20 protein-coding genes are annotated in these 18683 nt (G+C 68.6%); 11 read left to right on the top strand and 9 right to left on the bottom strand.

Features of this window, described 5'->3' with window-relative positions:
- The first annotated feature begins 950 nt into the window (after nt 1–950).
- The 3 genes from B9S58_RS38160 to B9S58_RS24290 all read left to right on the top strand — a co-directional run bounded on the left by B9S58_RS38160 (nt 951) and on the right by B9S58_RS24290 (nt 2820).
- A complete protein-coding gene (locus tag B9S58_RS38160; protein WP_258044963.1) occupies nt 951–1709 on the top strand; it encodes a hypothetical protein in 759 nt (252 codons plus the stop codon).
- Entirely contained in the window at nt 1706–2179 is a 474-nt protein-coding gene (locus B9S58_RS24285) for a helix-turn-helix domain-containing protein (protein ID WP_103534188.1), read from the top strand. The genes B9S58_RS38160 and B9S58_RS24285 overlap by 4 nt, the downstream gene beginning before the upstream one ends.
- A gap of 188 nt (nt 2180–2367) precedes the next feature.
- On the top strand, nt 2368–2820 hold the full coding sequence (locus tag B9S58_RS24290; protein WP_103534189.1) for a hypothetical protein: 453 nt from the start codon (nt 2368–2370) through the stop codon (nt 2818–2820).
- Nucleotides 2821–2986: 166 nt separating this feature from the next.
- Here B9S58_RS24290 and B9S58_RS24295 read toward each other — a convergent pair whose 3' ends face one another.
- The 5 genes from B9S58_RS24295 to B9S58_RS24315 all read right to left on the bottom strand — a co-directional run bounded on the left by B9S58_RS24295 (nt 2987) and on the right by B9S58_RS24315 (nt 6434).
- Nucleotides 2987–3262 carry a hypothetical protein gene (locus B9S58_RS24295; protein ID WP_103534190.1) on the bottom strand — a complete coding sequence of 92 codons (276 nt, stop codon included), beginning with the start codon at nt 3260–3262 and terminating at the stop codon, nt 2987–2989.
- Nucleotides 3262–3489 carry a hypothetical protein gene (locus B9S58_RS24300; protein ID WP_103534191.1) on the bottom strand — a complete coding sequence of 76 codons (228 nt, stop codon included), beginning with the start codon at nt 3487–3489 and terminating at the stop codon, nt 3262–3264. The genes B9S58_RS24295 and B9S58_RS24300 overlap by 1 nt, the downstream gene beginning before the upstream one ends.
- A 154-nt stretch (nt 3490–3643) precedes the next feature.
- The gene (locus B9S58_RS24305) at nt 3644–4441 is read right to left on the bottom strand and encodes a DUF5677 domain-containing protein (RefSeq protein WP_146063557.1); all 798 of its coding nucleotides are present in this window, start codon (nt 4439–4441) and stop codon (nt 3644–3646) included.
- A 518-nt stretch (nt 4442–4959) separates the two neighbouring features.
- A complete protein-coding gene (locus B9S58_RS24310) occupies nt 4960–5742 on the bottom strand; it encodes a hypothetical protein (protein WP_181009437.1) in 783 nt (260 codons plus the stop codon).
- A gap of 104 nt (nt 5743–5846) precedes the next feature.
- A complete protein-coding gene (locus B9S58_RS24315) occupies nt 5847–6434 on the bottom strand; it encodes a terminal protein (RefSeq protein ID WP_103534193.1) in 588 nt (195 codons plus the stop codon).
- A gap of 175 nt (nt 6435–6609) precedes the next feature.
- Between B9S58_RS24315 and B9S58_RS24320 the strand changes: the two genes are divergently transcribed.
- Nucleotides 6610–6897: a DUF6300 family protein gene (locus B9S58_RS24320; protein WP_258044964.1), complete on the top strand. Its 288-nt coding sequence runs from the start codon at nt 6610–6612 to the stop codon at nt 6895–6897.
- A 108-nt stretch (nt 6898–7005) separates the two neighbouring features.
- Here B9S58_RS24320 and B9S58_RS24325 read toward each other — a convergent pair whose 3' ends face one another.
- A complete protein-coding gene (locus tag B9S58_RS24325) occupies nt 7006–7218 on the bottom strand; it encodes a hypothetical protein (RefSeq protein WP_146063558.1) in 213 nt (70 codons plus the stop codon).
- Nucleotides 7219–7521: 303 nt separating this feature from the next.
- On the opposite strand from B9S58_RS24325, the gene B9S58_RS24330 reads away from it, so the two are divergent.
- Nucleotides 7522–8232: a hypothetical protein gene (locus B9S58_RS24330; protein ID WP_103534196.1), complete on the top strand. Its 711-nt coding sequence runs from the start codon at nt 7522–7524 to the stop codon at nt 8230–8232.
- Between the two features lie 195 nt (nt 8233–8427).
- Here B9S58_RS24330 and B9S58_RS24335 read toward each other — a convergent pair whose 3' ends face one another.
- Together B9S58_RS24335 and B9S58_RS24340 are read right to left on the bottom strand one after the other, a co-directional pair.
- Nucleotides 8428–8985 (bottom strand): DNA-binding protein, encoded by a 558-nt coding sequence (locus tag B9S58_RS24335; protein WP_103534197.1) that lies wholly within the window; start codon nt 8983–8985, stop codon nt 8428–8430.
- A gap of 9 nt (nt 8986–8994) precedes the next feature.
- Complete coding sequence (locus B9S58_RS24340; RefSeq protein ID WP_103534198.1) at nt 8995–11247, bottom strand: helix-turn-helix domain-containing protein; 2253 nt, start codon at nt 11245–11247, stop codon at nt 8995–8997.
- A gap of 206 nt (nt 11248–11453) precedes the next feature.
- Here B9S58_RS24340 and B9S58_RS24345 point away from each other — a divergent pair, with 206 nt between their 5' ends.
- From B9S58_RS24345 to B9S58_RS38165, 6 genes are all read left to right on the top strand, one after another.
- Nucleotides 11454–12434: a hypothetical protein gene (locus B9S58_RS24345; RefSeq protein ID WP_258044965.1), complete on the top strand. Its 981-nt coding sequence runs from the start codon at nt 11454–11456 to the stop codon at nt 12432–12434.
- A 578-nt stretch (nt 12435–13012) separates the two neighbouring features.
- Nucleotides 13013–13585, top strand: a complete 573-nt coding sequence (locus tag B9S58_RS24350; RefSeq protein ID WP_103534205.1) for an RNA polymerase sigma factor — start codon at nt 13013–13015, stop codon at nt 13583–13585.
- A complete protein-coding gene (locus B9S58_RS24355; protein ID WP_103534200.1) occupies nt 13582–14415 on the top strand; it encodes a hypothetical protein in 834 nt (277 codons plus the stop codon). Before B9S58_RS24350 ends, B9S58_RS24355 begins: the two co-directional genes overlap by 4 nt.
- A complete protein-coding gene (locus B9S58_RS24360; RefSeq protein WP_103534201.1) occupies nt 14412–15287 on the top strand; it encodes an ABC transporter ATP-binding protein in 876 nt (291 codons plus the stop codon). The genes B9S58_RS24355 and B9S58_RS24360 overlap by 4 nt, the downstream gene beginning before the upstream one ends.
- Nucleotides 15284–16885, top strand: a complete 1602-nt coding sequence (locus B9S58_RS24365; protein ID WP_103534202.1) for an ABC transporter permease — start codon at nt 15284–15286, stop codon at nt 16883–16885. Before B9S58_RS24360 ends, B9S58_RS24365 begins: the two co-directional genes overlap by 4 nt.
- Entirely contained in the window at nt 16879–17043 is a 165-nt protein-coding gene (locus tag B9S58_RS38165; protein WP_181009438.1) for a hypothetical protein, read from the top strand. Before B9S58_RS24365 ends, B9S58_RS38165 begins: the two co-directional genes overlap by 7 nt.
- 126 nt (nt 17044–17169) lie before the next feature.
- Here the strand turns inward: B9S58_RS38165 and B9S58_RS24370 are convergent, their stop codons facing one another.
- Nucleotides 17170–18561: an IS1380 family transposase gene (locus tag B9S58_RS24370; protein ID WP_103531556.1), complete on the bottom strand. Its 1392-nt coding sequence runs from the start codon at nt 18559–18561 to the stop codon at nt 17170–17172.
- Nucleotides 18562–18683 lie beyond the last annotated feature (122 nt).

Here is an 18683-nt window from a genome sequence, read left to right on the forward strand (position 1 = left end):
CTGCGCTCCTGGAGGCAGTGGGGCCGGCCGCTGCGCGCCCGGCTGGCCCGAGCGGTGCGCGGCCCCGGCCGCGGGGTGTGGTGGTGCGGCTAGTGGGGCCTCCAGTACGGGACCTGCCAGGAGCGCGGGGCGCTCCTGGCAGGTCCGCTGCGCTCCCCCGCCGGGCGGCCCTTCCGGCTGCGCCTCCAGAACCTTCAGGGCCCGCGATGCGGGCCGGGCTGGTTACAGGGATGGGGGTCGCTCGTTCGGGTGGGGGTTTCAGTATAGCGGGTGCATCCGGGAGATGCACATGTAGCATTGGCGGAAGTAGAGGACACCCCCAACCACGCGCTTGGGGTACCCCTTGAGCACACCATTATTCGAACTGAATTTAGTTGCGTTACGCACCTGAGGAATGACGAATTGGGAAGCTGTGGGCCCAGCCACAGAACGGAACCTGAGATATGCGGAAGCTGGGATTGCGGCGTGCGGAGGTACCGGAGGCGAACGGCCCCTCGGGCCGGGCGGCGGAACCCGCAGCGGACCTCGGCCCCTCTTGCTGCGGCTTGTCTCGTCACGGTCGGCACCACCCGATACTCAGCGCCGCTGACCCTCCCCACAAGCCGCGGCGAGTTCCCGGAGGCGCACGCGAAGCCGCCTCAGCCCCGGTGGTCGGTGACCTCAGCCACCTAATACTAAGGAAAATCAAGAACCCGCAGGTCACAGGGTTGGAAGTTCGGAGATGTGTTCCCCCAGGAGGTACATAACGCCTGCGATGTGTACCTCCTGAGTAGTCACATCGCAGACTTAATGTCGGCCAGGCTGACAGTTTTCACATCGAAACGTCAGCCTGGCTGACGTTTGTGCGAGTGTTGCGTCAGGCGGTCCGCAGTCGAGGGGAGGGGGAGTTGTGTCCCCCCAGGGGGGACACAACTCGCCGGAACGTCAGCCACACCGACATTTCTGTCGGTGTGGCTGACATACTGCAGTCGTCCAAGATCAGGGAAGTGGAGAGCAGCCTCGTGACATCCGAGCCGCAGCGCCGCCGGTCCGTACCGAAGCGCGGGCCGCGCCGTACGAAGCTGCCCCTGGGCAACGAGATCCAGGCATGGTCGCAGCCTGTGCAGCCGGTTGAGGACCTGGACGCCGTGGCCCGGCGCTACCCCCGTCGGAAGGTCTCGATCAGCAGCGAGCGCAAGCCGATGGAGGTGTACGACACCCCGGAGCGCCCCAAGGCCTTCTCCATGGACTCCCTGGAGTTCTTCTTCCTGATCGCGCAGTACTTCCGCGAGGCCCTGCCTCTGCGCCTGATCCTGCTGATGATCGCGTGTCAGAAGGCCGGCGGGCAGATCCGGCTGACGCAGGAGGAGATGGCGACCGTCCTGGACGTACCCCGCGCGAAGATCAACGAGGCGCTTCAGGAGATCATGGGCCACGGCATCGTCTTCAAGGTGCGCCGCGGCGTCTACCAGTTCAACCCGCCCTACTCGTACCGCGTAGCGGAGTTCATCCCGGGCACTGAGCTGATCGAAGCCGAGTACGTGCAGGTCGACCAGGACAAAACGATCGCGAGAATCCGCATGGACGAGAGCCTGCCGGACCTGGTGCGGTTCCCGTCGCTTGACCACATGCGCGAAGCTATTGAGGAACTGCGCAAGAAGCGGGCCGAGGAACGCGCTGCACGCCGACTGGCCCGGGAGCAGCGCCAGCAGGAGGGATCAGCCCAGTGAGTACCTTGCAGTGGTCGGCGACCAACGCCGACGGCCTTCTCGCCGACCTGGACCTGCCGCCCGCCGCCTACCGGGCCTTGCTGAAGATGCGGGGAGCCAGCGAGGCCGGCGGCCGCATCGCGATGGACCAGGGAACCCTCGGGGAGCTCCTCGGGCTCAGCCGCCCCAGTGCGAACGCCGCCCTGCGGGAGCTGGAGCTCGCCAAGCTCGTCAAGAAGATCCGTAACGGCGTCTACCAGATCAACCCGATGCTCGCGGGCTACGACTCCCCCGAGGAGGCCGTGGCAGCCGTGAAGGCGATGCCCAGGGCTGACCGGCTCGACAGCAAGAGCTACGTCGCCGACTACAACCGAGCCGTCGCCGCGTACCAAGACCAGCTGGCCGAGCAGCGCAAGAAGCGCGCCGCCGCGGCCGCCGCGAAGAAGGCCACGGCCGCCAAGAGGCGCGCGTCGCTGCACGCCGTCGGATGACCCGAGCGAGCGGGTAACACGGCGCTGCACCTCATCGGGGTGCAGCGCCGTTCTCGTGTCGCGGGAGGGGCCTCATATCGTTCCCGTGTAGTGGAAACCCGCAGGTGACGTGGTGCGTACGGACGTTCCCGCAGCGGATCTCCGCGAGCCGCCAGACCGAGGGCCGGTCGTCGCGGTAGAAGTGAAGGGTGACGTACGACTTCGGCCACCACTTCACCCAGGAGCTGCGCACCCGCTTCGGCCCGGACACCGACAGCTGGCCCGCGACCGCAGAGCGGGTGACCCCGTTCCTCACGATCGTCGTGGACGCCCTGGGCGTGGACGAGGGCCTGCGGTGGTTCGAGGCGGCCCGCAAGGCCCACCTGCGCGTGACCGAGGCGGAGCGCAACCGCAGCTACAACTTCGGCTTCGCCCACTACCTCGCCACGGCGACCGGGGCGCACGAGAACGTCACCCTGCCCGTTCTCGCGGCCTTCGAGACCCTGAAGGCCGCGTACGCGGTCGCCCAGCACGAGAACAGCACGGACGTCGACGTGTACTTCGAGTACGCGGCGCAGACGTGCTCACGACTGGGCGCCGCCCGCCGCGACCGCGTGCAGCAGCTGGAGCAGAGCCGGGCGAGGCGAGCCGCTGCACGGTAAGGCGGGCCCGCTGCACGAGCAGCACCCGTACGCGGCCCGGGGCCGGCCTTCGAATGTCAGCGCTCTCCAGCACCCCCGATCACACCCCAGCACCCCCGATCACACCGTGCAGCAGGGCGTGCTGCACGGTGCAGAGCACGAGCAGCGCGAGATCCGTGGTCGGGTGCTACACCTCGAGGAAGGCCACGACCACGACGGTCTTGAGCGCGGTGACCCAGTACACGAGCCGGACGCGTTCGACGTCGTCGACGTACTGGCGCAGCTGCGGTCCGGTGCTGTCGCCGGGCAGGAGTTCGCCGGCGTCGGGGTCGACGGAGACGACGACCAGGGCGCGGTCCAGGGCGTGGAGCTCGGCCTCGCTGGTGATGGTGTCCAGCTGCTTGGCGGCGGAGTCGGAGAACGCGATGCGGGCGCGGCGGCGGGGGCCGTGCGGTGCGGGCATCAGGCGACGGCCGGGCGCTGAGCGGCGAGCCGGGCCAGGTGAGCTTCGCGCAGCTCCTCCCACGGCGTGCACTGCTCGGGGTCGGGCAGGCCGTTGGTGGCGATGTCCTCCAGGACTGCGGCGAGCTGGTCGGCGCTCTCGCGGGTCCGGGCCGCGTACGCGCGCAAGCCGTCAGCCGTGTCGGGCTCCAACTGCTGCCGGGCGGCGGGGGCCGGCTGTTCGCTCATCGAGGGCCTCCAGGGCGCGAACGGGCGTGTGCCACCACGGTATCGGCAGACCTCCGGCCCTGGGGTCTCCTCGCTGTGACCCGTCCAGGGAGGGCCGGGCATTTCCGACCTTGCGAGCTGATATCGGTGGCGCTACCTGAGTAACTGGCCGAGATCACGGAGTGCGGGTTGGCACCAAGTCCAGACCTTCCAGCCCCAAGGAGGCGAGCGCCTGATCGACGGCAGCACGCAGCGGGTCGCCGTCGAGCAGCGGGCTGAAGACGTGGGCAGCCTGTAGGAGGGCGATCGTCAGTTGGATGACGTCGGCGTAGCCGAGTTGAGGGGCAGTGGATCGAATCTGGACTTCGCCGCTGCTGGAGTCTTGCTCTAGGTAGGCGCTGGCCGTCTGCACGGAGGTGTGCGACAGCCCGGAGAGGAGTTTGTAAACCGGATAGATGTCAGCTGAGCTGTACCTTTCCAGCATGAGGGAGACGTTGCCCAGCTCGCTCTTGAGGCGCTTGTGCAGCGCCTCAGCGGTAGCGTCGCGGACCGGTTCGGGGTTGGCAGCCTTGTGAGCATCGATCTCTGCACGATACTGCGCAGCGATCGCCCATCCGGTCCTCTCGAGCCAGCCTTGCAGACTCTGCTGTTCATCTGAGCCCACCGAGACCACGGCGTCCACCGCGGCCTCGCCGTTGTCGACCAGCCAGTTGATGGCGTAGGCGTGGTTGAAGATGTTTCGCATGAGGGGTGCGACTTCAGGAGCGGTGTAGCCGTTGTCCAGAAGAAGGAGAACGGCGGCCGACGTTCGGTTGACGAGGCGCCACCAGCTGTAGACGCCCAGGACCACCTTGTAGTTCTGGGGCGGAAGGCTCAGGGGGGAGGCTATGAGCTTGTCCCCTGCTTGCAGAAGTAGCTTGGCCGCAGCCCGTGCACGCTCGGCGGTCTCTGCGTCGTCCGCAAGTTTCGTCATGTGGTGGACTCTAGTCCGGCCGAGTTCGGTTACGGATCGGAACAACGCGTTGTTGGTGGGCGCCGACTGCCCCAGAGAAACGCTCTGGGTAAGTGCGAGGGAGGTTGCGCTGCCATCGGTCACCCTGAAATCTCCCGGAACCACCACCCCGCACGCGAGCGCCGGGTTCTGACGGCCCATACCGCTCTGGTGCTCGTTCCCGGATGTCACGCTGGCGTGCGAGTTCGGCCTGCGAGCATCGCATGGCCTCCAGAAACGGGCATTCTTGGACGTATTCATGGTGGCGTGACACCCTCCTCTGGGGAGCGTGACAGGCGATGTCACGCACACGCTCCGTCACCGTGACACCGTTCGGCGCGCGAGCCCCCCAGACCCCCAGCGTGTTTCGGAAAACGCGCCTGCCTGGGAGAACGGCCTCCGATCCTCCAGAGGTATCGGTCAAAACGCGCATCTCTGGCACCCAACCCCCCAGGGGTCTCCGATGGTTCCGGGGCTCTGGGGGTGTGCGGACGGTGATGTCATCGCCCGTCGGGGCGGGCGCGGGCGAGGAAGGCGGCCAGGTCTCCGGCGGCTTCCGGCTCGGTGCCGGCCAGGCGGGCGGCGAACGCCAGCTGGTCGACACCGGCGGCGGGGACCAGGCGGAGGAGTTCGGCGAGCAGCGCGGCGTGCGCGGCGACCGGCGGGGTGAGAAGGCCGACCGCGGCTTCCTCGCGGGCGGCCGGGTCCTGGTAGTGGCCTCGGTGGGTGGCCAGGGCGCGGGCGAGCCAGGTGTCGACGTCATCCTGGACGTATCCGCCGGCTCGCCGGGTGAGCTCCTCGCGTACGGCTTCGTCCCCAGTACGGGGCTCGGCCTGGTCCAGGGTGCCGAGTTCGCGCAGCGCCTGGAGCTCGTCGGCGCGGGCCGCGATCCGCATCGCTTCGCGCAGCTCAGCTTCCCGGGCGGCGGCGGCCGCGGCATCGGCGGCCAGCTCGGCCCGTACGACGTCGTCGGTGTCGGGGTCGTAGACGGTGCCCGGGGCCGCGTCGGCGAGCAGCTGGGCGATGCGTTCCCACTCGCCGAGTTCCGCCGGGCCGCGCTCGTCACCGGCGAGGTCCTCGTGTCGTGAGTTCTGCCGGGCGTCGAACTGGGCGACGTCCAGGGCGGCCGCGGCGGCCTCAGCGGTCATGCCCCGGGCGCGGCGCCGTACCCAGCGCCGTCCGGTACGGGCCGGATCGAGCGGCTCGCGGGGAACCGCGATGCGCGGGACGGTCGGGCGGCGGTCGGTGTGCCGGGGCGGCCAGGACGGCAGGGGAGCGGTCATCGTCGGCCTCACAATTCAGGGAGAGGAATGGGGGCGGGCCGCCGTCAGAGCGCTGTACGGCGGCCCGCTGAAAACGGTTATAGCAGCCCTGTAATTGTGTGGTGTCAGAACCCGAAATCTATCGACTGGACGTGGGTGAAATCCGCGCGCAGCCCCTGGGCCCGGCTGCCCCATTCTGTGAAATAGGACTCGGTGACGGCCTGGGCGACGACCGGATGCAGCTCCTCCTCCGTCGCACCGGCCTCTTGGAGCTGGAGGATCTGCTGTGCGTAGGTGGGTGAGATCGCGGTGGTGATGTGCCGTTCGCGGCCGTCGTCGGAGGACCCGGTGGCGGTGAACCCGAAGTAGGCGACGACGTGCACCATCATCCCGTCGGAGGTGGCTGCCTGCTCCCGTGCTTGTGCTCTGACCTGCGGTTGCCACTCGGATTCGGTCTCCTCCACAAGGGCGACCTGGAGGCGCTTCTGCGGGGTTGTCAGCGTGCCGGCACGGTAGCGCTCCACCGTACGGCGCGAGACACCCAGAAGCTCCGCCAGGACCTTCGTGGACCCCTTCGCCCGCGTGAGGAGGAATTTCACCTGAGCCTTTGCCGATTTCGGTGCGGGCCGGGTGAAGACCTTCCGCTCCGCCCGTACGAGGGCGTCCAGGACCTTGCCGCGGCTTGGGGCCGGCTGCTGCTCGTGATCGCTCATAGGTTCCAGAGACCACGGATCGCCTGTGGACAGAGGAGCCGACGACTGCCGCAGCTGGCAGCCGATCGTGAGGCAGGGCCGGAATCGTCCTGGTCGTGGGGGTTGACGCGACAGGTGAGCAGGTCTTGGGTGGGGGGTCACGTTATGAGCAAGGGGGCACCCTATGGTCCGAGTTGTGACCTCTGACCGGCTGCCGCAGTGTTCGCGGTGCCGCGGCGACCTGCTCACCAGCATCGTGATGCCCCAGAACGACGAGCACGGACGGCCGATCCACCTGGAACTGTGCCCGGCGTGCGACGCGGACCGGCCGGCCGCCGGGGCCCTGATCCGCTACTTCGCGGACGGGCGCGGCCGCGACGCCACCCGGGCCAAGGAAGGGGCCCTGCTGGTCATGGAGTGGACGAAAGAGGGCATGGCCGCCCACGGCTGGTTCTTCGAGGAGAAGCCGACCAACAACGACTGAACTGGGCACGGCGGGCATTGCCAGCTCTCGGAGCGCACGGCAGGCCGGGGCAATACCACGGCACCGCCCCCCGCCTGAACTGGGCGGGGAGCGGTGCCGCTTGGACGATCAGGCGTCAGGGACGTCTCTGAAGTAGGCAGGATCGATCTGCTTGAGGCGATCGTCCTCCTCAGTGACTGGCTCCAGGAAGATGTGGAGGCCGATGTTGAAGACGCCGTTGTCGTCGTAGCTGAACCAGGTGTCTACCACCCGGAAGCGCTCGCCACCACCCAGCAGGACCCCGGCCCCGATGGGGAGGTCCAGCAGACCGTTCTCCTGCATGTACAGGACGTCAGAAGACTTCGCTTCGTGAAAGTACGTCGGCCACCGGTAGACACCGGGACTTTCCGCCGTGTGGGCCCTCCCCAAGTTCATGGGCGCCTGACACGCCCTCCTGGTAGATCATGCCTCGGGCCCGCCTGCTGCGGGCAGTTCGTTGCACACGGCTTCGCCTGGTGTGATCGCGGTAATCACACGCCCGCCTGTTCCCACTGCCAGCCCTTTCAGGGCTCTGCGCCGAAACGGAGGACGCCGTCGCTCACGACCGAGACAATGACCTGTTACCAGCCGGCAGGAAGGCCCGTTGTGCTCCAGTTCAGCGACACCCAGTTCGCGCAGATCCGTATCGACTCGACCCGAGTCAGCCTGTCGCCTGGCTTCGACGTACACCGCCTCACCATCCCGGCCGAACTACAGCCCACCGGACTGGAACACAACCTGCTGTGCGAGGTCGAGGCGGAGGTCTCCGCTGCCTCACCCAGCTCGCGGTGGATCGCCACCGCCAAGCCCACCCGCATCCGGCTGACCAACCACAACCACACCAGCGTCCGCCTCGCCTTCCCCGTCACCAACCAGCAGCTGCTGGACCTCGAAGAACACCGGGCCGGACATGACCTGCTCCTGGAACTGCACCTCAGCGGATTCATCCAGTTCGACCATTCCTCCGCCGAAAGCCGCGAACATATTCGTGTCCCGGCCAGCGTGTGGCAGGACGAGCTGGAACGTCTGGGTGCCGCCTTCGGCTTCGCCCTCTCCATCCCCCTTCCGACCTCCGCCGGGGCGCGCCGCGATGCTGCGACGTACCTGCAGACCGCCCGTCGCCTGCTGCACGACGGCGAGTTCGACAAGGCGATCGGCAGCGCCCGCCAGGCCATGGAGCGCATCCTGGCCGTGGCCGACTGGCCCCAGATCAGCAAAACGACGACCTCCACCAGCGCAGCCAGGCGCAGCGGTGGCGTGCGATCTACAAGGCGGTGTTCGACCAGGCGTCGGGCGCCGAGCACGCCGACGAGGTGACCAAGGACTTCTCGTACAGCCGCGGGGAGGCAGAAGCGTTGATCGGCATCGTTGCCAGCCTCCTGCGCACCGTGCCTGCCTCCAGCATGTAACGAGCCTTTGGGCGAGGCTCGCAGATGGGCAGGTGCAGAGCACGGAGGCGAGCCCCGGACCGTCATCGGCCCGGGGCTCGCGGAGGGTGTTCAGGCCTTCTGCCTACAGGTCGAACTCGAGGTGTTCGATGTCGGTGAACCGGACTTCGTCCAGGGAGCCGGCGCGGCGGCCACCATCTTGGAAGTAGACCTCCTTAAGGGCTTCGGCGGCGATCTCCTGGAGGCGAGCGTCGGACGCGCCTTGCTCCTGGGCCTCGAAGAGCCGGGCGGCGTGGACCGGCGGGAGGGCGAGGGTGAGGTGGCGGATGCGGTCCTGGTCGGTGGAGCCGATCGGGGCGGTGTAGCCGAGGCGGGCGCGGACGTCGATCATGATGCCGTTGGTGGACGCCGCCTTGGCCTTGGCCTTGGCCCGGATCTGCGGCTGCCACCGGGCCTTCACCTCCCGGTCCAGGCGTCCGGCGAGGTCGGGGCGGGGCTTTTTGATCTGGTCCTTCACGTACCGCTCCACCGTGCGCTGGGAGACCCGCAGCATCTGCGCGACCGCCTTCGTGCCGCCGAGCTGCTTCACCAGGTACCGCATCTGCGCGCCCGCGCTCTTCGGCGCCGGGCGGGTGAACGCCTTCTGCACCGCCTTGTTCAGGCCGTCCCCGATCAGGCTCATGCCGGTCTCCTACTCTCCGTTGTCGGCGGTGCTGACGGTGCCGTCCTTGATGGACCGGGCGAGGTTGAGTTCCGGGGCGTCGAACTTCTCGCGGACCTCTTCGCCCCACAGGACGGTCTGGGTGCCTTCGTGCTTGACCAGGCCGGGGTTGATGCCGAGCTTGAAGCCGCCGGGGAGCGGCTTGCCGTCCCGGTAGGGCACGAAGTCCAGCGGGCTGGGCCCGTTCGCGGCGTAGACGACGCAGTCGGACATGATCGCGATCGGGTACTGGCCGGTGAATGCCGCATGCTTGACGATCTTGCGGTGCAGGTTGATCCGAGTGCGGGAGATGACCGCCGCCCGGATGTCGGGACGCCACGTCGGGCGGTCCAGGGCCCGCCACCGCTCGCCGGTCCGCCACCCCTCACCCCGGGGGCGCTCGCGGAGCTTGCCGATGCCGCCCTTGGCCGTTGCCTTGATGGCCGTGATGACGATGCCCAGCTCCGGGTCACGGTTCTTGTAACCGTCCATCGCCGTGAGGAAGTCTTCCGGCGAGAGGTCGGTGGTGACGCCGAGGTCGGCCATGGTGGCGAGGTAGGCGTCGCGCAGCCGCTGGTACCAGCCGTCCAGGTAGCGGCCGTTGTCGTACCGGACGTACGCCTCGGTCGGGGCGACGTCGTAGCCGAGCTCCTGGGCGTACGCCACGGTCGGTGTCGCGTACCAGGCCGGACCGGTCGGGTGGTCGCCCTTGGGCGTGAACGGGCTCGGCAGCAGGTTGCTGTCCAGGGCCACCCACTCCTTGCCGGCCTTCACGTGGGACAGGTCGACGTGGGAGAGGTCGACCAGCCAGGATCCGGGCAGCTTCGGGTCGAACACCGGGTTCTTCACGTGCGTCGGCTCACCGAGGCCGACGTTCAGCCCGTTCGCTCCGGCGCCGAAGGCCATGTTCACGTCCAGGCCCACCAGATAGCGCAGCGTGCACTCCGCGTCGGTCATCGGCCGCGCCCAGTCGTACACCTCCTCGAACAGCATCTCGGAGGGGCCGCGCACGTGGAAGCGCGGCAGGTTCAGCGCGTTGAGGACCGGGTGCCCGTTGGGGGCCTCGGGCGGGGCGCAGTCCACCGGGTCCGAGCCGAGTGACCCGGGCGTCTTGGTGTCGGCCTGCCGCAGGGCGCCGGTCTCCTCGTCCCGTACAGCGTGGGTCGGCGGGTGCAGGGCGGTCATCAGTTCCAGGCTGGTGACGGCGGTGGAACCGCGCGGCGTCATCACCCGGGTCGCGTAGGTGCCCAGGACGCGGGTGAGTTCCGCCGGGGGGAGTTCTGCGGCGTGGTCCCAGAAGCGGGGGTCCAGCGCGTTCCAGGAGGGGATGCACAGCTGGACGCACTGGCGTTCCGAGCCCTTGGCCGGGCGGTAGATCCTCGCCCACGGCCCGAAGCCCCTCTTCGTGAGCTTCCAGTCGGCCCGGGTCAGCTGCTTGATGACTTTGTGGCCCTCCGGGATCCGCCCGGCGTCCTTCTCCTCCGCCGTGAGCGTGACGGGCAGCCCGTAGCGCTCCAGGGCGGCCTCGGTCAGGACGAGCAGGGGGTCGGCCGGCCTCCCGGGGCCGGACAGCTTCGGCTGCCCAAGCTTGGCCTCCCTCAGCGTCCAGTCCACCAGGGAGGGCAGGGACTTGGCGGGCACGTCCAGGACCAGGCCGCCGACGCCGTACGCCAGCACCTTCCCGTCCTCGACGTCGACGACCGACAGCGGCCCGTTCTCGAACCGCGGATCCGTACCTCCCGCGGGGGTGTTGGCCGCGGCCGCCTTGCGTGCGCTGGGGCGGCCCGACGTCGACGGCCTGGTCGTGCTCGCCGGGCGCGGCGCGGTCGCCGGAGCGTCCACGAGATCCGAAGCGGGAACCTGCGGCTTCACCGGGTCACTCACGACTTCGGCGCTGGAGATCGGCTCGGTGGGCTGCGGCTCAGCCGGAGCGGGCACGCCGGTGAACGTGGCGGGCACCAGGGCATCCGGCGTGGGTCCGTCCTCTGCGGCCGGGGCTGGGGTGGCGGGGTAGAGCTCCGCGAGCTTGTCGAGCAGCCGGGCGTACGCGTCGCGCTCCGGGGGGCGGGGCTCGGTCTTCCCGGACTCCCAGCCGGACACCGTGGCCCGGCGGACCTTCAGCGCGCCGGCGACTTCGTCGATCGTCAGGCCGTGCGCGGCGCGCAGCCGTTTGCGTTCCGCCGGGGGCGGAAGGGTGGCGCGGGACGCGAGCAGGGCGTCGACCGCGTCGAACAACTCGGACATGGAACACCTCCTGGCCGACACTTTACCCCACAGAGCGTACGAAGCGCGAACCTTTGGCGTACGAATGCCGTACGAATCACGTACGAGCGCCTTTCGGGAGGGGGTCGCACGGTCCCGGCCAGGGGAAGGGCTGGAAATCGGCGCGTCACATGGAGTGCTTATGGGGAGATACGGCCGGTTGCAGCTCTGAGTGACCAGGGGGTTACGTGAAGTGGAAAGACGCGTTCGACCGCGCGATGGAGGAACTGAAGGCGATACGGGCCCTGCTGGCACCGGTCGGCCGGCTCGATGACCCCACGGTCGGGCTGACCGCCCTGCACGGCGAGCTCACCCAGACCCGCCTGAAACTCTTGGAGACGATCCAGGGAGGCATCACCGGGCTGCGCGAGGAGAACCGGGAGGTACGGCGCCGCCAGGACCGGATGATCAGCGATCTCAACGAGACCCGCGGCGAGCTCCGTCAGCTCCTCGAACTGGCCGACACCCTCCGCCCCCTCGCGGAGCTCCAGGCGGCGGCGGCCGAGCAGCCCGGCGACGTCACCGGCCCCTACCCGCCCACCGAGCCGGCGCCCAACCCGACCCCGGCAACTGGCCCGACCGCGCCCACGGCGGCGCAGCCGCCCGCCTCACCCGACACCGACTCCCAGGGGGAAACCATGGAGTACCACGAGCACCAGGCGCAGCCCGAGCCCGAGCACGGAGACCAGGACGACGTGCTCAAGCAGCGGATCGAAGCCGCTTACCGGGGCAACAGCGCCCCCGCGATCCCGGCCCCGCCGACTGCCGCGTCACCGTCGGTCGGCGGGCAGGAGGAGGACCCGAGGGTCACCCACGGGGTGCTGCTGCTGAAGGCGGCCGGGGTGGCCTCCGTGGACCTGGTCGCGCACCGTGACACCTGGGAATGGCTCACCGCCCTGGCCGTCGACCACGACCACTTCCGCACCCCGCCCTCGGTCGAGGACGTCAAGGAAGGCCGCGTCCAGACCGTCCTGTCCGGGCGCTCCCTCATCGGCCTGCTGATCAAGCTGTGGGACACCCGGCACGCCACCACCCCGTTGGAGGCGGACTGGGCGCTGGCCACGACCGCCTACAACCGGATCGCGGCCGAACTCACCGGTGTCGACGGAGAAGGCCAGACCATCCGCATCGTCCTGGACGACGGGCTCCCCCACACCGACAACGACTGAACCGCTGCACACCGGCCGGCAGTCGTCCGCCCCGGCTTGGACGGCGGCCAGCTGGCCGTGGCACAGCAGGAGCCCCTCACTGATCAGCAATCGGTGAGGGACTCCGGGCGTTCAGGGCGCGGGGGTGAAGCCCCAGCCGGGGTCCGGCTCCTGGCGGTGTGCGGGAAATGCTGCGGTAGGTGTCATGGCCGGGAGCGTACGCCCGGCGAACCACCGCGAACAGCCCCGGACCACGGCTGGGAGACTCGATCGGACACGTGAGCCGGACGCCCTACCCCTGCTGGACTGCCCAGAAGAGGAGTCCGACGAGGCCGGCCCCCGGTGACGTAGGCGGCGCCGCGCATCGCGCTGGAGATTAGCGCGCACCTGGTCCCGGACGGGGAGGGGCAGGAGTGGGCGAGCTTCCAGGCCGCAATCGGCTGGTCCGCCGGATGGGTGGCCCAGATGTGCTCCAGGTCGTCGGCAAGGTCGGCTACCGAGGAGAGTCCCGTATGGACGCGGCGGCGCACTTCTTCAAAGAATCGGCTCAGAAGCAGAACCGGTTGGGCGTGCTCATCCGACGTAAGGGTGTGACGGATATGCCGGGACGCAGCGCTTCGACTTCGGACCTTGTGGCAGCTATTGCCGACGGGGATCGCCGGAGCTTTGAGTTGTTGTACCGCCAGTACGCGCCTTGGCTGGTAGCCCGACTACGTCATCGATGTGCCGACGCGGCGCAGGTCGACGACATCGTGCAGGAGACATTCGTGGCGTTGTGGCGAGCCTGCGCCGAGGCTCGACAGGACGAGATCCGTGACATAGCAGGGTGGTTATGGCGGGTTGCGTCCCGAAGGCTTGTGGATGCAGCGCGGGCGGGCGGCGCCCGTAACCGACTTCACCGTGCCTTGCGTCAGTTGCGAGGGAAGCCGCCCGAGCGCTCTGCGGAAGACCAGGTTCTCGCAGACGCAGAGTTCGGTGACGTACACGATGCGATGGCCCGGCTGCCGCCCGACCTCAGAGACGTGGTGCAGGCAACGGTGCTGGATGGCCTGTCAACCCGCGAGGCATCGGAGTTGCTGCGCATCCCGCCGGGGACCGTCAAGACGCGCGCCATGCGGGCCAAAGCCCGCCTTCGAGACCACATCCAGCAGGTAAGGGGGCAGGACACATGAGGAACGAGGCATGGGCGCAGCACCCGGACGAGGACGCTCTGGCGCACTACGCCCTCGGGACAGCTTCAGATGGCTTCCGCTCGGTGGAGCGGCATCTCGATAGGTGCTCCCGATGCCGGGACTGGCTGTCGCACCAGGAGAGCGTGGCCCTGGTGGTGGACTCCGTATGGGCTGAGCTGTCCGATGCGGTGGACGCTGTGGTGTCCTCGCCGGGGGAACGCTGGCTGATGCGGCTGGGTGTGCCGGATCACGTAGCACGACTGGTGGCCTCGGTGCCAGCGCTCAGGGTGTCGTGGCTAGGAGCATCTGCGCTGCTGATGCTGCTGGCTGCGCTGACGTCACGGCTGCTCGCGCCGGATGGGGCACCGGCCTTGTTCGTACTGTTGGCTCCCCTTCTTCCTGTGGTGAGTGTCGCCTTGTGCTTCGACGCCCGATGGGAGCCTGCGGGCGAGATGGCCCTGGTGGCTCCGCTCAGCATGTTCCGGGTCGCGCTGCTGCGTACCGCTGTCGTTCTCGGTACGTGCGTAGTGACGTCGACGGCAGCCGCCCTCACTCTGCCCGACTTCGGCCTGGAGGCACTGGCATGGCTGGTGCCCTCAGGCGCCTTGACCGCCCTGAGCCTCTTGCTCTCACGCCACATGAACCCCGCCACCGTGTGCGCTGTGGCCGGCGGGGCCTGGATCGTCCCGGCGGCCGTGACGCAGAACGGGTCATGGCTCACTTCCGCTCAGGGACAGCTTGTTCTGACCGTGGTGTGCGCCGGGCTGCTGTTCGGCTTGGTCATGGCCCGGTCCACATTCGACACCGAAAGGAAGGCCCTTCTCTCATGACCCTCGATACCGGCACCGTTTCCGTAAAGCATCTGAGCGTGAAATACCGGCGCACTGTGGCTGTTGACGATCTCACGCTGTCGCTCGCCTCTGGTGTGACCGGCCTCCTCGGTCCCAACGGCGCAGGCAAGACGACTCTGCTGCGCGCATTGGCCACCGCCCGGCTGCCGGAAACGGGCGACCTCCGCGTCTTCGGGCTGGACCCGCGGCAGGCAGGGCCCCGGCGCGCGATCCGGCGGAGGCTGGGATTTCTGCCGCAATCATCCGGATTCCACTCGCACTTCACTGCCTTTGAGTTCGTGGACTACGTGGCGATCCTCAAGGAGATGCGCGAGCGCAAGCAACGCCACGATGAGGTCCGGCGCGTGCTGGAAGCTGTCGGACTCGCAGACGAGCGCAACAAGAAGATGAAGGCGCTGTCCGGAGGAATGCGGCAGCGTGCTGGGCTGGCGGCCGCGTTGGTCGGGAATCCTGATCTGCTGATTCTTGATGAGCCGACCGTCGGTCTGGACCCGGAGCAGCGAATGCGGTTCCGGGAGCTGATTGCCGACCTGGGAGTGGGGCGAACCGTGCTGCTGTCGACGCATCAGACGGAGGATGTCGCGGCACTGTGCCGCCGCGTCCTCGTCATGGGGAAGGGCCGCATCAATTTCGACGGAGCACCGGACGGGCTGGCGCGGCTTGCTGAGGGCAAGGTCTGGGTCAGCTCCGACCGGGACCCCACTGCGGTAGCGGGGTGGCGTACGGGACTGGGTGAGTACCGCAACATCGGCGTACCGCCCTCTGGCGCCCGACTTGGTGAACCGACACTGGAAGACGGGTATCTCCTGCTTCACGACGCAGTGCCCGGAAACGAGGCATCGGTGTCATGAGCCAGCTCCGTGAAGAAGCCGTTTCCTCCAGCGACAAAGCTGCGGGCCAGGCGTTCGGGCAGGGTGGCCGACGGGTGGTGCTCCCCCTCGCGGTTGTCGAAAGCCGTCGGCTGCTGCTGCATCCGGCTGTCCTGATCACGTTAGCTGCGTACGCGGCTCTGTGGATCTACTCAACGGTGAGTGGTGCGGACCGGTTTCCGGTGCTGCACGACGAGTCCCGGTACACCCAGGCGCCCGCGCTGCTGGTGGCCGCCGGTACATTCCTGGCTGTCAACCTGGCGGTGCTGCGTCCGGTACGCGATTCGATGGCAGACCTGTATGAGGTTGTGGTCCTGGACGCCTGGCAGCGGGTCACCGCCCATGCTCTGTCGGTGCTGCCCGTCGCGGGCGTGACTCTGGTGGCAGCCGCGCTTCGCATCGGGCTGGCGGCAGCAGGCCCTGACCCGGTGGGCAGCGTCGTGACCGCCGAGGTACTCACTGGACCTGCGGTCGTCCTTGCCGCTGGCGCCCTGGCGGTGCTGACCGGCACGGCTATGCGGTCCACCGCGGCCGGGCCTCTGGTCCTGATGGGCTTGGGCGTGCTGACCGTGGCTGCCGCACTTGCTCCGACATCGTCCTGGCGGTGGCTGACGCTGATCGCCATCGAGCACGAGTCGGTTCCCCCGCTGCCCAGGGATCTGCTCGACCGACCTGCCGAAGTGCACTTGCTGTACCTGCTGTGCCTCACCGTGCTGGCCGCCCTGGCCGCACTCCTGCTCGCCGGTCTGCGCGGACGCCTTGTGGCAATGGGCGCGGTGCTGGCACTTGGCGCCGTTGTGGGGGCAGGGGCAGCTCAGTTCCAGCCCGTACCGGAGTCCACCGTGGAGGCCCGGCACACGGCACGGACGGCACCCGCCCAGACCCAGCGCTGCACGGAAGTCAGCAACGTCACATACTGCGCCTTTCCCGACTTCTTCGATCGTCACCGGCAGTGGGCCGAGGTGGCGGAAGGCATCCTCCACCGCATCCCGGGCGGGGGGCCGGCCGATGGACTCGCGGTCCGTCAGCACATCTGGAGCATCGACGGCGGCGACAGCCGTGTCGATGCGGAACCGCTGCAAGGGTGGGTAGAGGACGACCGCGAGGCAGAAACGCCTGGCGCGATCATGGTCGGGACCCGCTGGGGCACTGGCAATGAAGCAGACAGTCTCGCAACGATCGGCTTCGCCGCAGCCTTCGCCAACCGGACCATCGACGCCGGGAAGGACCGCGGGCCGGTGGCACAGGTCTGCGGTGCCCGGGCTGTTCTGGTGACATGGCTAGCGGCCCAGGCCACTCCCGAGACCCGGCAGGCACTACGCGACCGGTTGACCACGGTGATCAGTGGAACTTCGGTCAGTTTCCGGCCCGTGGACGGAGTGCACGCTCTCTCGGTAGACCGTCGCGGAGCCTCCGCAGCCCTGACGCTGCTGGAGCGCCCGACGGACGAGGTCGGGGCACGTGTCTCTGACTCGTGGGAAGAGCTGACAGACCCCAGCACCCCGCTCGACCGAGCAGCAGAGCTTTTGGACTTCCCGGCGCCACCGGTCACGTCGGATGGCGGTGAAGGGGGATGCTGACGGCCAGAGAACTGCTGATCCCCCTGCTGCGGCACGAACTGCGTGCGGCCCGCACTCTGCCGCTGTACGTCGGCATCACTTGCGCCCTGGTCGTCGTCCTTGCCCCGTCACTGGCCTTAGCCTTGATCCACCGAAGTGGTTTGAGTGTGATCTTCTGATCGGTTTCTGGGCCGGTTCGGGTCGGTGGCTGGGTATGGGCAGGTTGTATCCGCTGGTTTGCCCAGCTTTTCCACGGTGTGGTTCCGGTCGGGCCCTTGCGGGCGGGTGGACGGGGGCTGTTCGTGTCAGCCGGGTGGCCCGTGGGCGGTGTCGAGCAGGTGTGTCCAGGCGTGCTGCCAGGGCCAGTTGCGTGGCAGGTGCAGGGTGATGCGCCGTGCTGAGCGGGCGATCCGGGCCGGAACGTGGACGAGGTGGGTGCGGATCGTGGTGGTGGTGGCCCTGGCGTGGAACGTGGAGGCCAGCGCGCCGGCGGCCCGCAGCAGGTTGTAGGTCATCGCCCACAGCGTGAGCCAGGCGGCGTTGGCGTTGAAGTTTCCGGACGGAAGGTGGGCCAGAGCCCCGGCTTTGCTGTCGGCGATGACCTGCTCGATGACGGCGTGGTGACGGTGTTCCTGCTCGGCCTGGAGCGTCGGGGCGGGCTGGTCGGTGAAGAACGGGTGGTAGCGCCAGACGGGAAACAACTCGCCCTGTTCGCCCACAACGGCGGGTTTGGCCAGGTCACGGACCCGGCGCACGATCAGCCGGGCGGTGACCCGTTCGCTCTTCTTGCGGCCGGTGAACGCGGTGTAGGCGGGTATCTCGGCGACTTCGGCGTTGGAGATGAGTTCGCCGGTCTCCGGGTCGGGCACCGCGGTGGGGTAGGTGATCTGCTGCCATGCCCCGTCGGGAATGCCCAGGACGGCCCGTTTGATGGAGGGGTTCATCCCGCAGGTGATCGAAAAGCGGGCTCCGGCCCGGCGGCAGGCGGCGATCACCCCGCCGTTGTAGAACTGCGAGTCCGCTCGCAGGATCCGGGTGCCGGTGCAGCCCGCCTCGGCGGCGGTGGCGAGTGCCTCGCTGACGAATTTCGGGGCTCCACGGGAATCGGCTGCCTTGCCGCGGCGCATCCGTACTGCGGCGATCACCGGGCGCGACTGTGGGGTGCAGATCGTGGCGAGCAGGGGGTGCATGGTGCGGATGCCCTTGAACCGGCCGTACTCGGCGCCCTGCTTGGCCCGGCCGTAGACCCGTTTGTGGGTGGAGTCGACGTCGATGAACGCCGTCGTGCCGGAGCCGGGCAGCAGGGGGGTGTGGGCGGCCAGACCGGCGAGGAACCTGCGGTGGACGGCGTGGAGTTGGAGTGCGTGGCCGTGGGTGAACGCGCGGAGGAACGTGCCCAGCGTGGACGGCGCGCGGATCCCCCGGAACAGGGCCGGCATCGCACCGTGCCGCAGCACGTGGAGGTCGTCGATACTGTCCGCCCCCGCCGCCATGCCGGCCACGATGCTGCTGACCTTGGCACCCGCCGCGGCCCCCGCGCCGTTCGCTGTCCCGGTCAGCCTCACCTTCTGGGCCACCAGACGCGAAAGACCACACCGCTCGGCCAGCCGCATCACCGGAACCAGCCCGGCCAGCGCGACCAGATTCGGATCATCGAACGCAGCGGAGACCGCCGCCGGCGTATGGGAAACTTGCATCTCGGAAGTGCCTTGCCGATCGTGCGTGCTGGAAGCCTGAAGAACTCCCATCATCACAGGTCACAAGGCACTTCCTCGTTTCCGGAAGAGTCATCCACAGACATCACGTCGGTGGATCAAGG

It is taken from the genome of Streptomyces sp. SM11 (assembly GCF_002910905.1).
GTDB lineage: Bacteria > Actinomycetota > Actinomycetes > Streptomycetales > Streptomycetaceae > Streptomyces.

Bases quoted from the DNA above. Each gene is read 5' to 3' on its own strand.
- B9S58_RS24295 (WP_103534190.1), bottom strand. From the start codon at position 3,262: ATGCCCGCACCGCACGGCCCCCGCCGCCGCGCCCGCATCGCGTTCTCC.
- B9S58_RS24300 (WP_103534191.1), bottom strand. From the start codon at position 3,489: ATGAGCGAACAGCCGGCCCCCGCCGCCCGGCAGCAGTTGGAGCCCGAC.
- B9S58_RS24305 (WP_146063557.1), bottom strand. From the start codon at position 4,441: ATGACGAAACTTGCGGACGACGCAGAGACCGCCGAGCGTGCACGGGCT.
- B9S58_RS24310 (WP_181009437.1), bottom strand. From the start codon at position 5,742: ATGACCGCTCCCCTGCCGTCCTGGCCGCCCCGGCACACCGACCGCCGC.
- B9S58_RS24315 (WP_103534193.1), bottom strand. From the start codon at position 6,434: ATGAGCGATCACGAGCAGCAGCCGGCCCCAAGCCGCGGCAAGGTCCTG.
- B9S58_RS24325 (WP_146063558.1), bottom strand. From the start codon at position 7,218: ATGCAGGAGAACGGTCTGCTGGACCTCCCCATCGGGGCCGGGGTCCTG.
- B9S58_RS24335 (WP_103534197.1), bottom strand. From the start codon at position 8,985: ATGAGCCTGATCGGGGACGGCCTGAACAAGGCGGTGCAGAAGGCGTTC.
- B9S58_RS24340 (WP_103534198.1), bottom strand. From the start codon at position 11,247: ATGTCCGAGTTGTTCGACGCGGTCGACGCCCTGCTCGCGTCCCGCGCC.
- B9S58_RS24350 (WP_103534205.1), top strand. From the start codon at position 13,013: ATGCCGGGACGCAGCGCTTCGACTTCGGACCTTGTGGCAGCTATTGCC.
- B9S58_RS24355 (WP_103534200.1), top strand. From the start codon at position 13,582: ATGAGGAACGAGGCATGGGCGCAGCACCCGGACGAGGACGCTCTGGCG.
- B9S58_RS24360 (WP_103534201.1), top strand. From the start codon at position 14,412: ATGACCCTCGATACCGGCACCGTTTCCGTAAAGCATCTGAGCGTGAAA.
- B9S58_RS24365 (WP_103534202.1), top strand. From the start codon at position 15,284: ATGAGCCAGCTCCGTGAAGAAGCCGTTTCCTCCAGCGACAAAGCTGCG.
- B9S58_RS38165 (WP_181009438.1), top strand. From the start codon at position 16,879: ATGCTGACGGCCAGAGAACTGCTGATCCCCCTGCTGCGGCACGAACTG.
- B9S58_RS24370 (WP_103531556.1), bottom strand. From the start codon at position 18,561: ATGCAAGTTTCCCATACGCCGGCGGCGGTCTCCGCTGCGTTCGATGAT.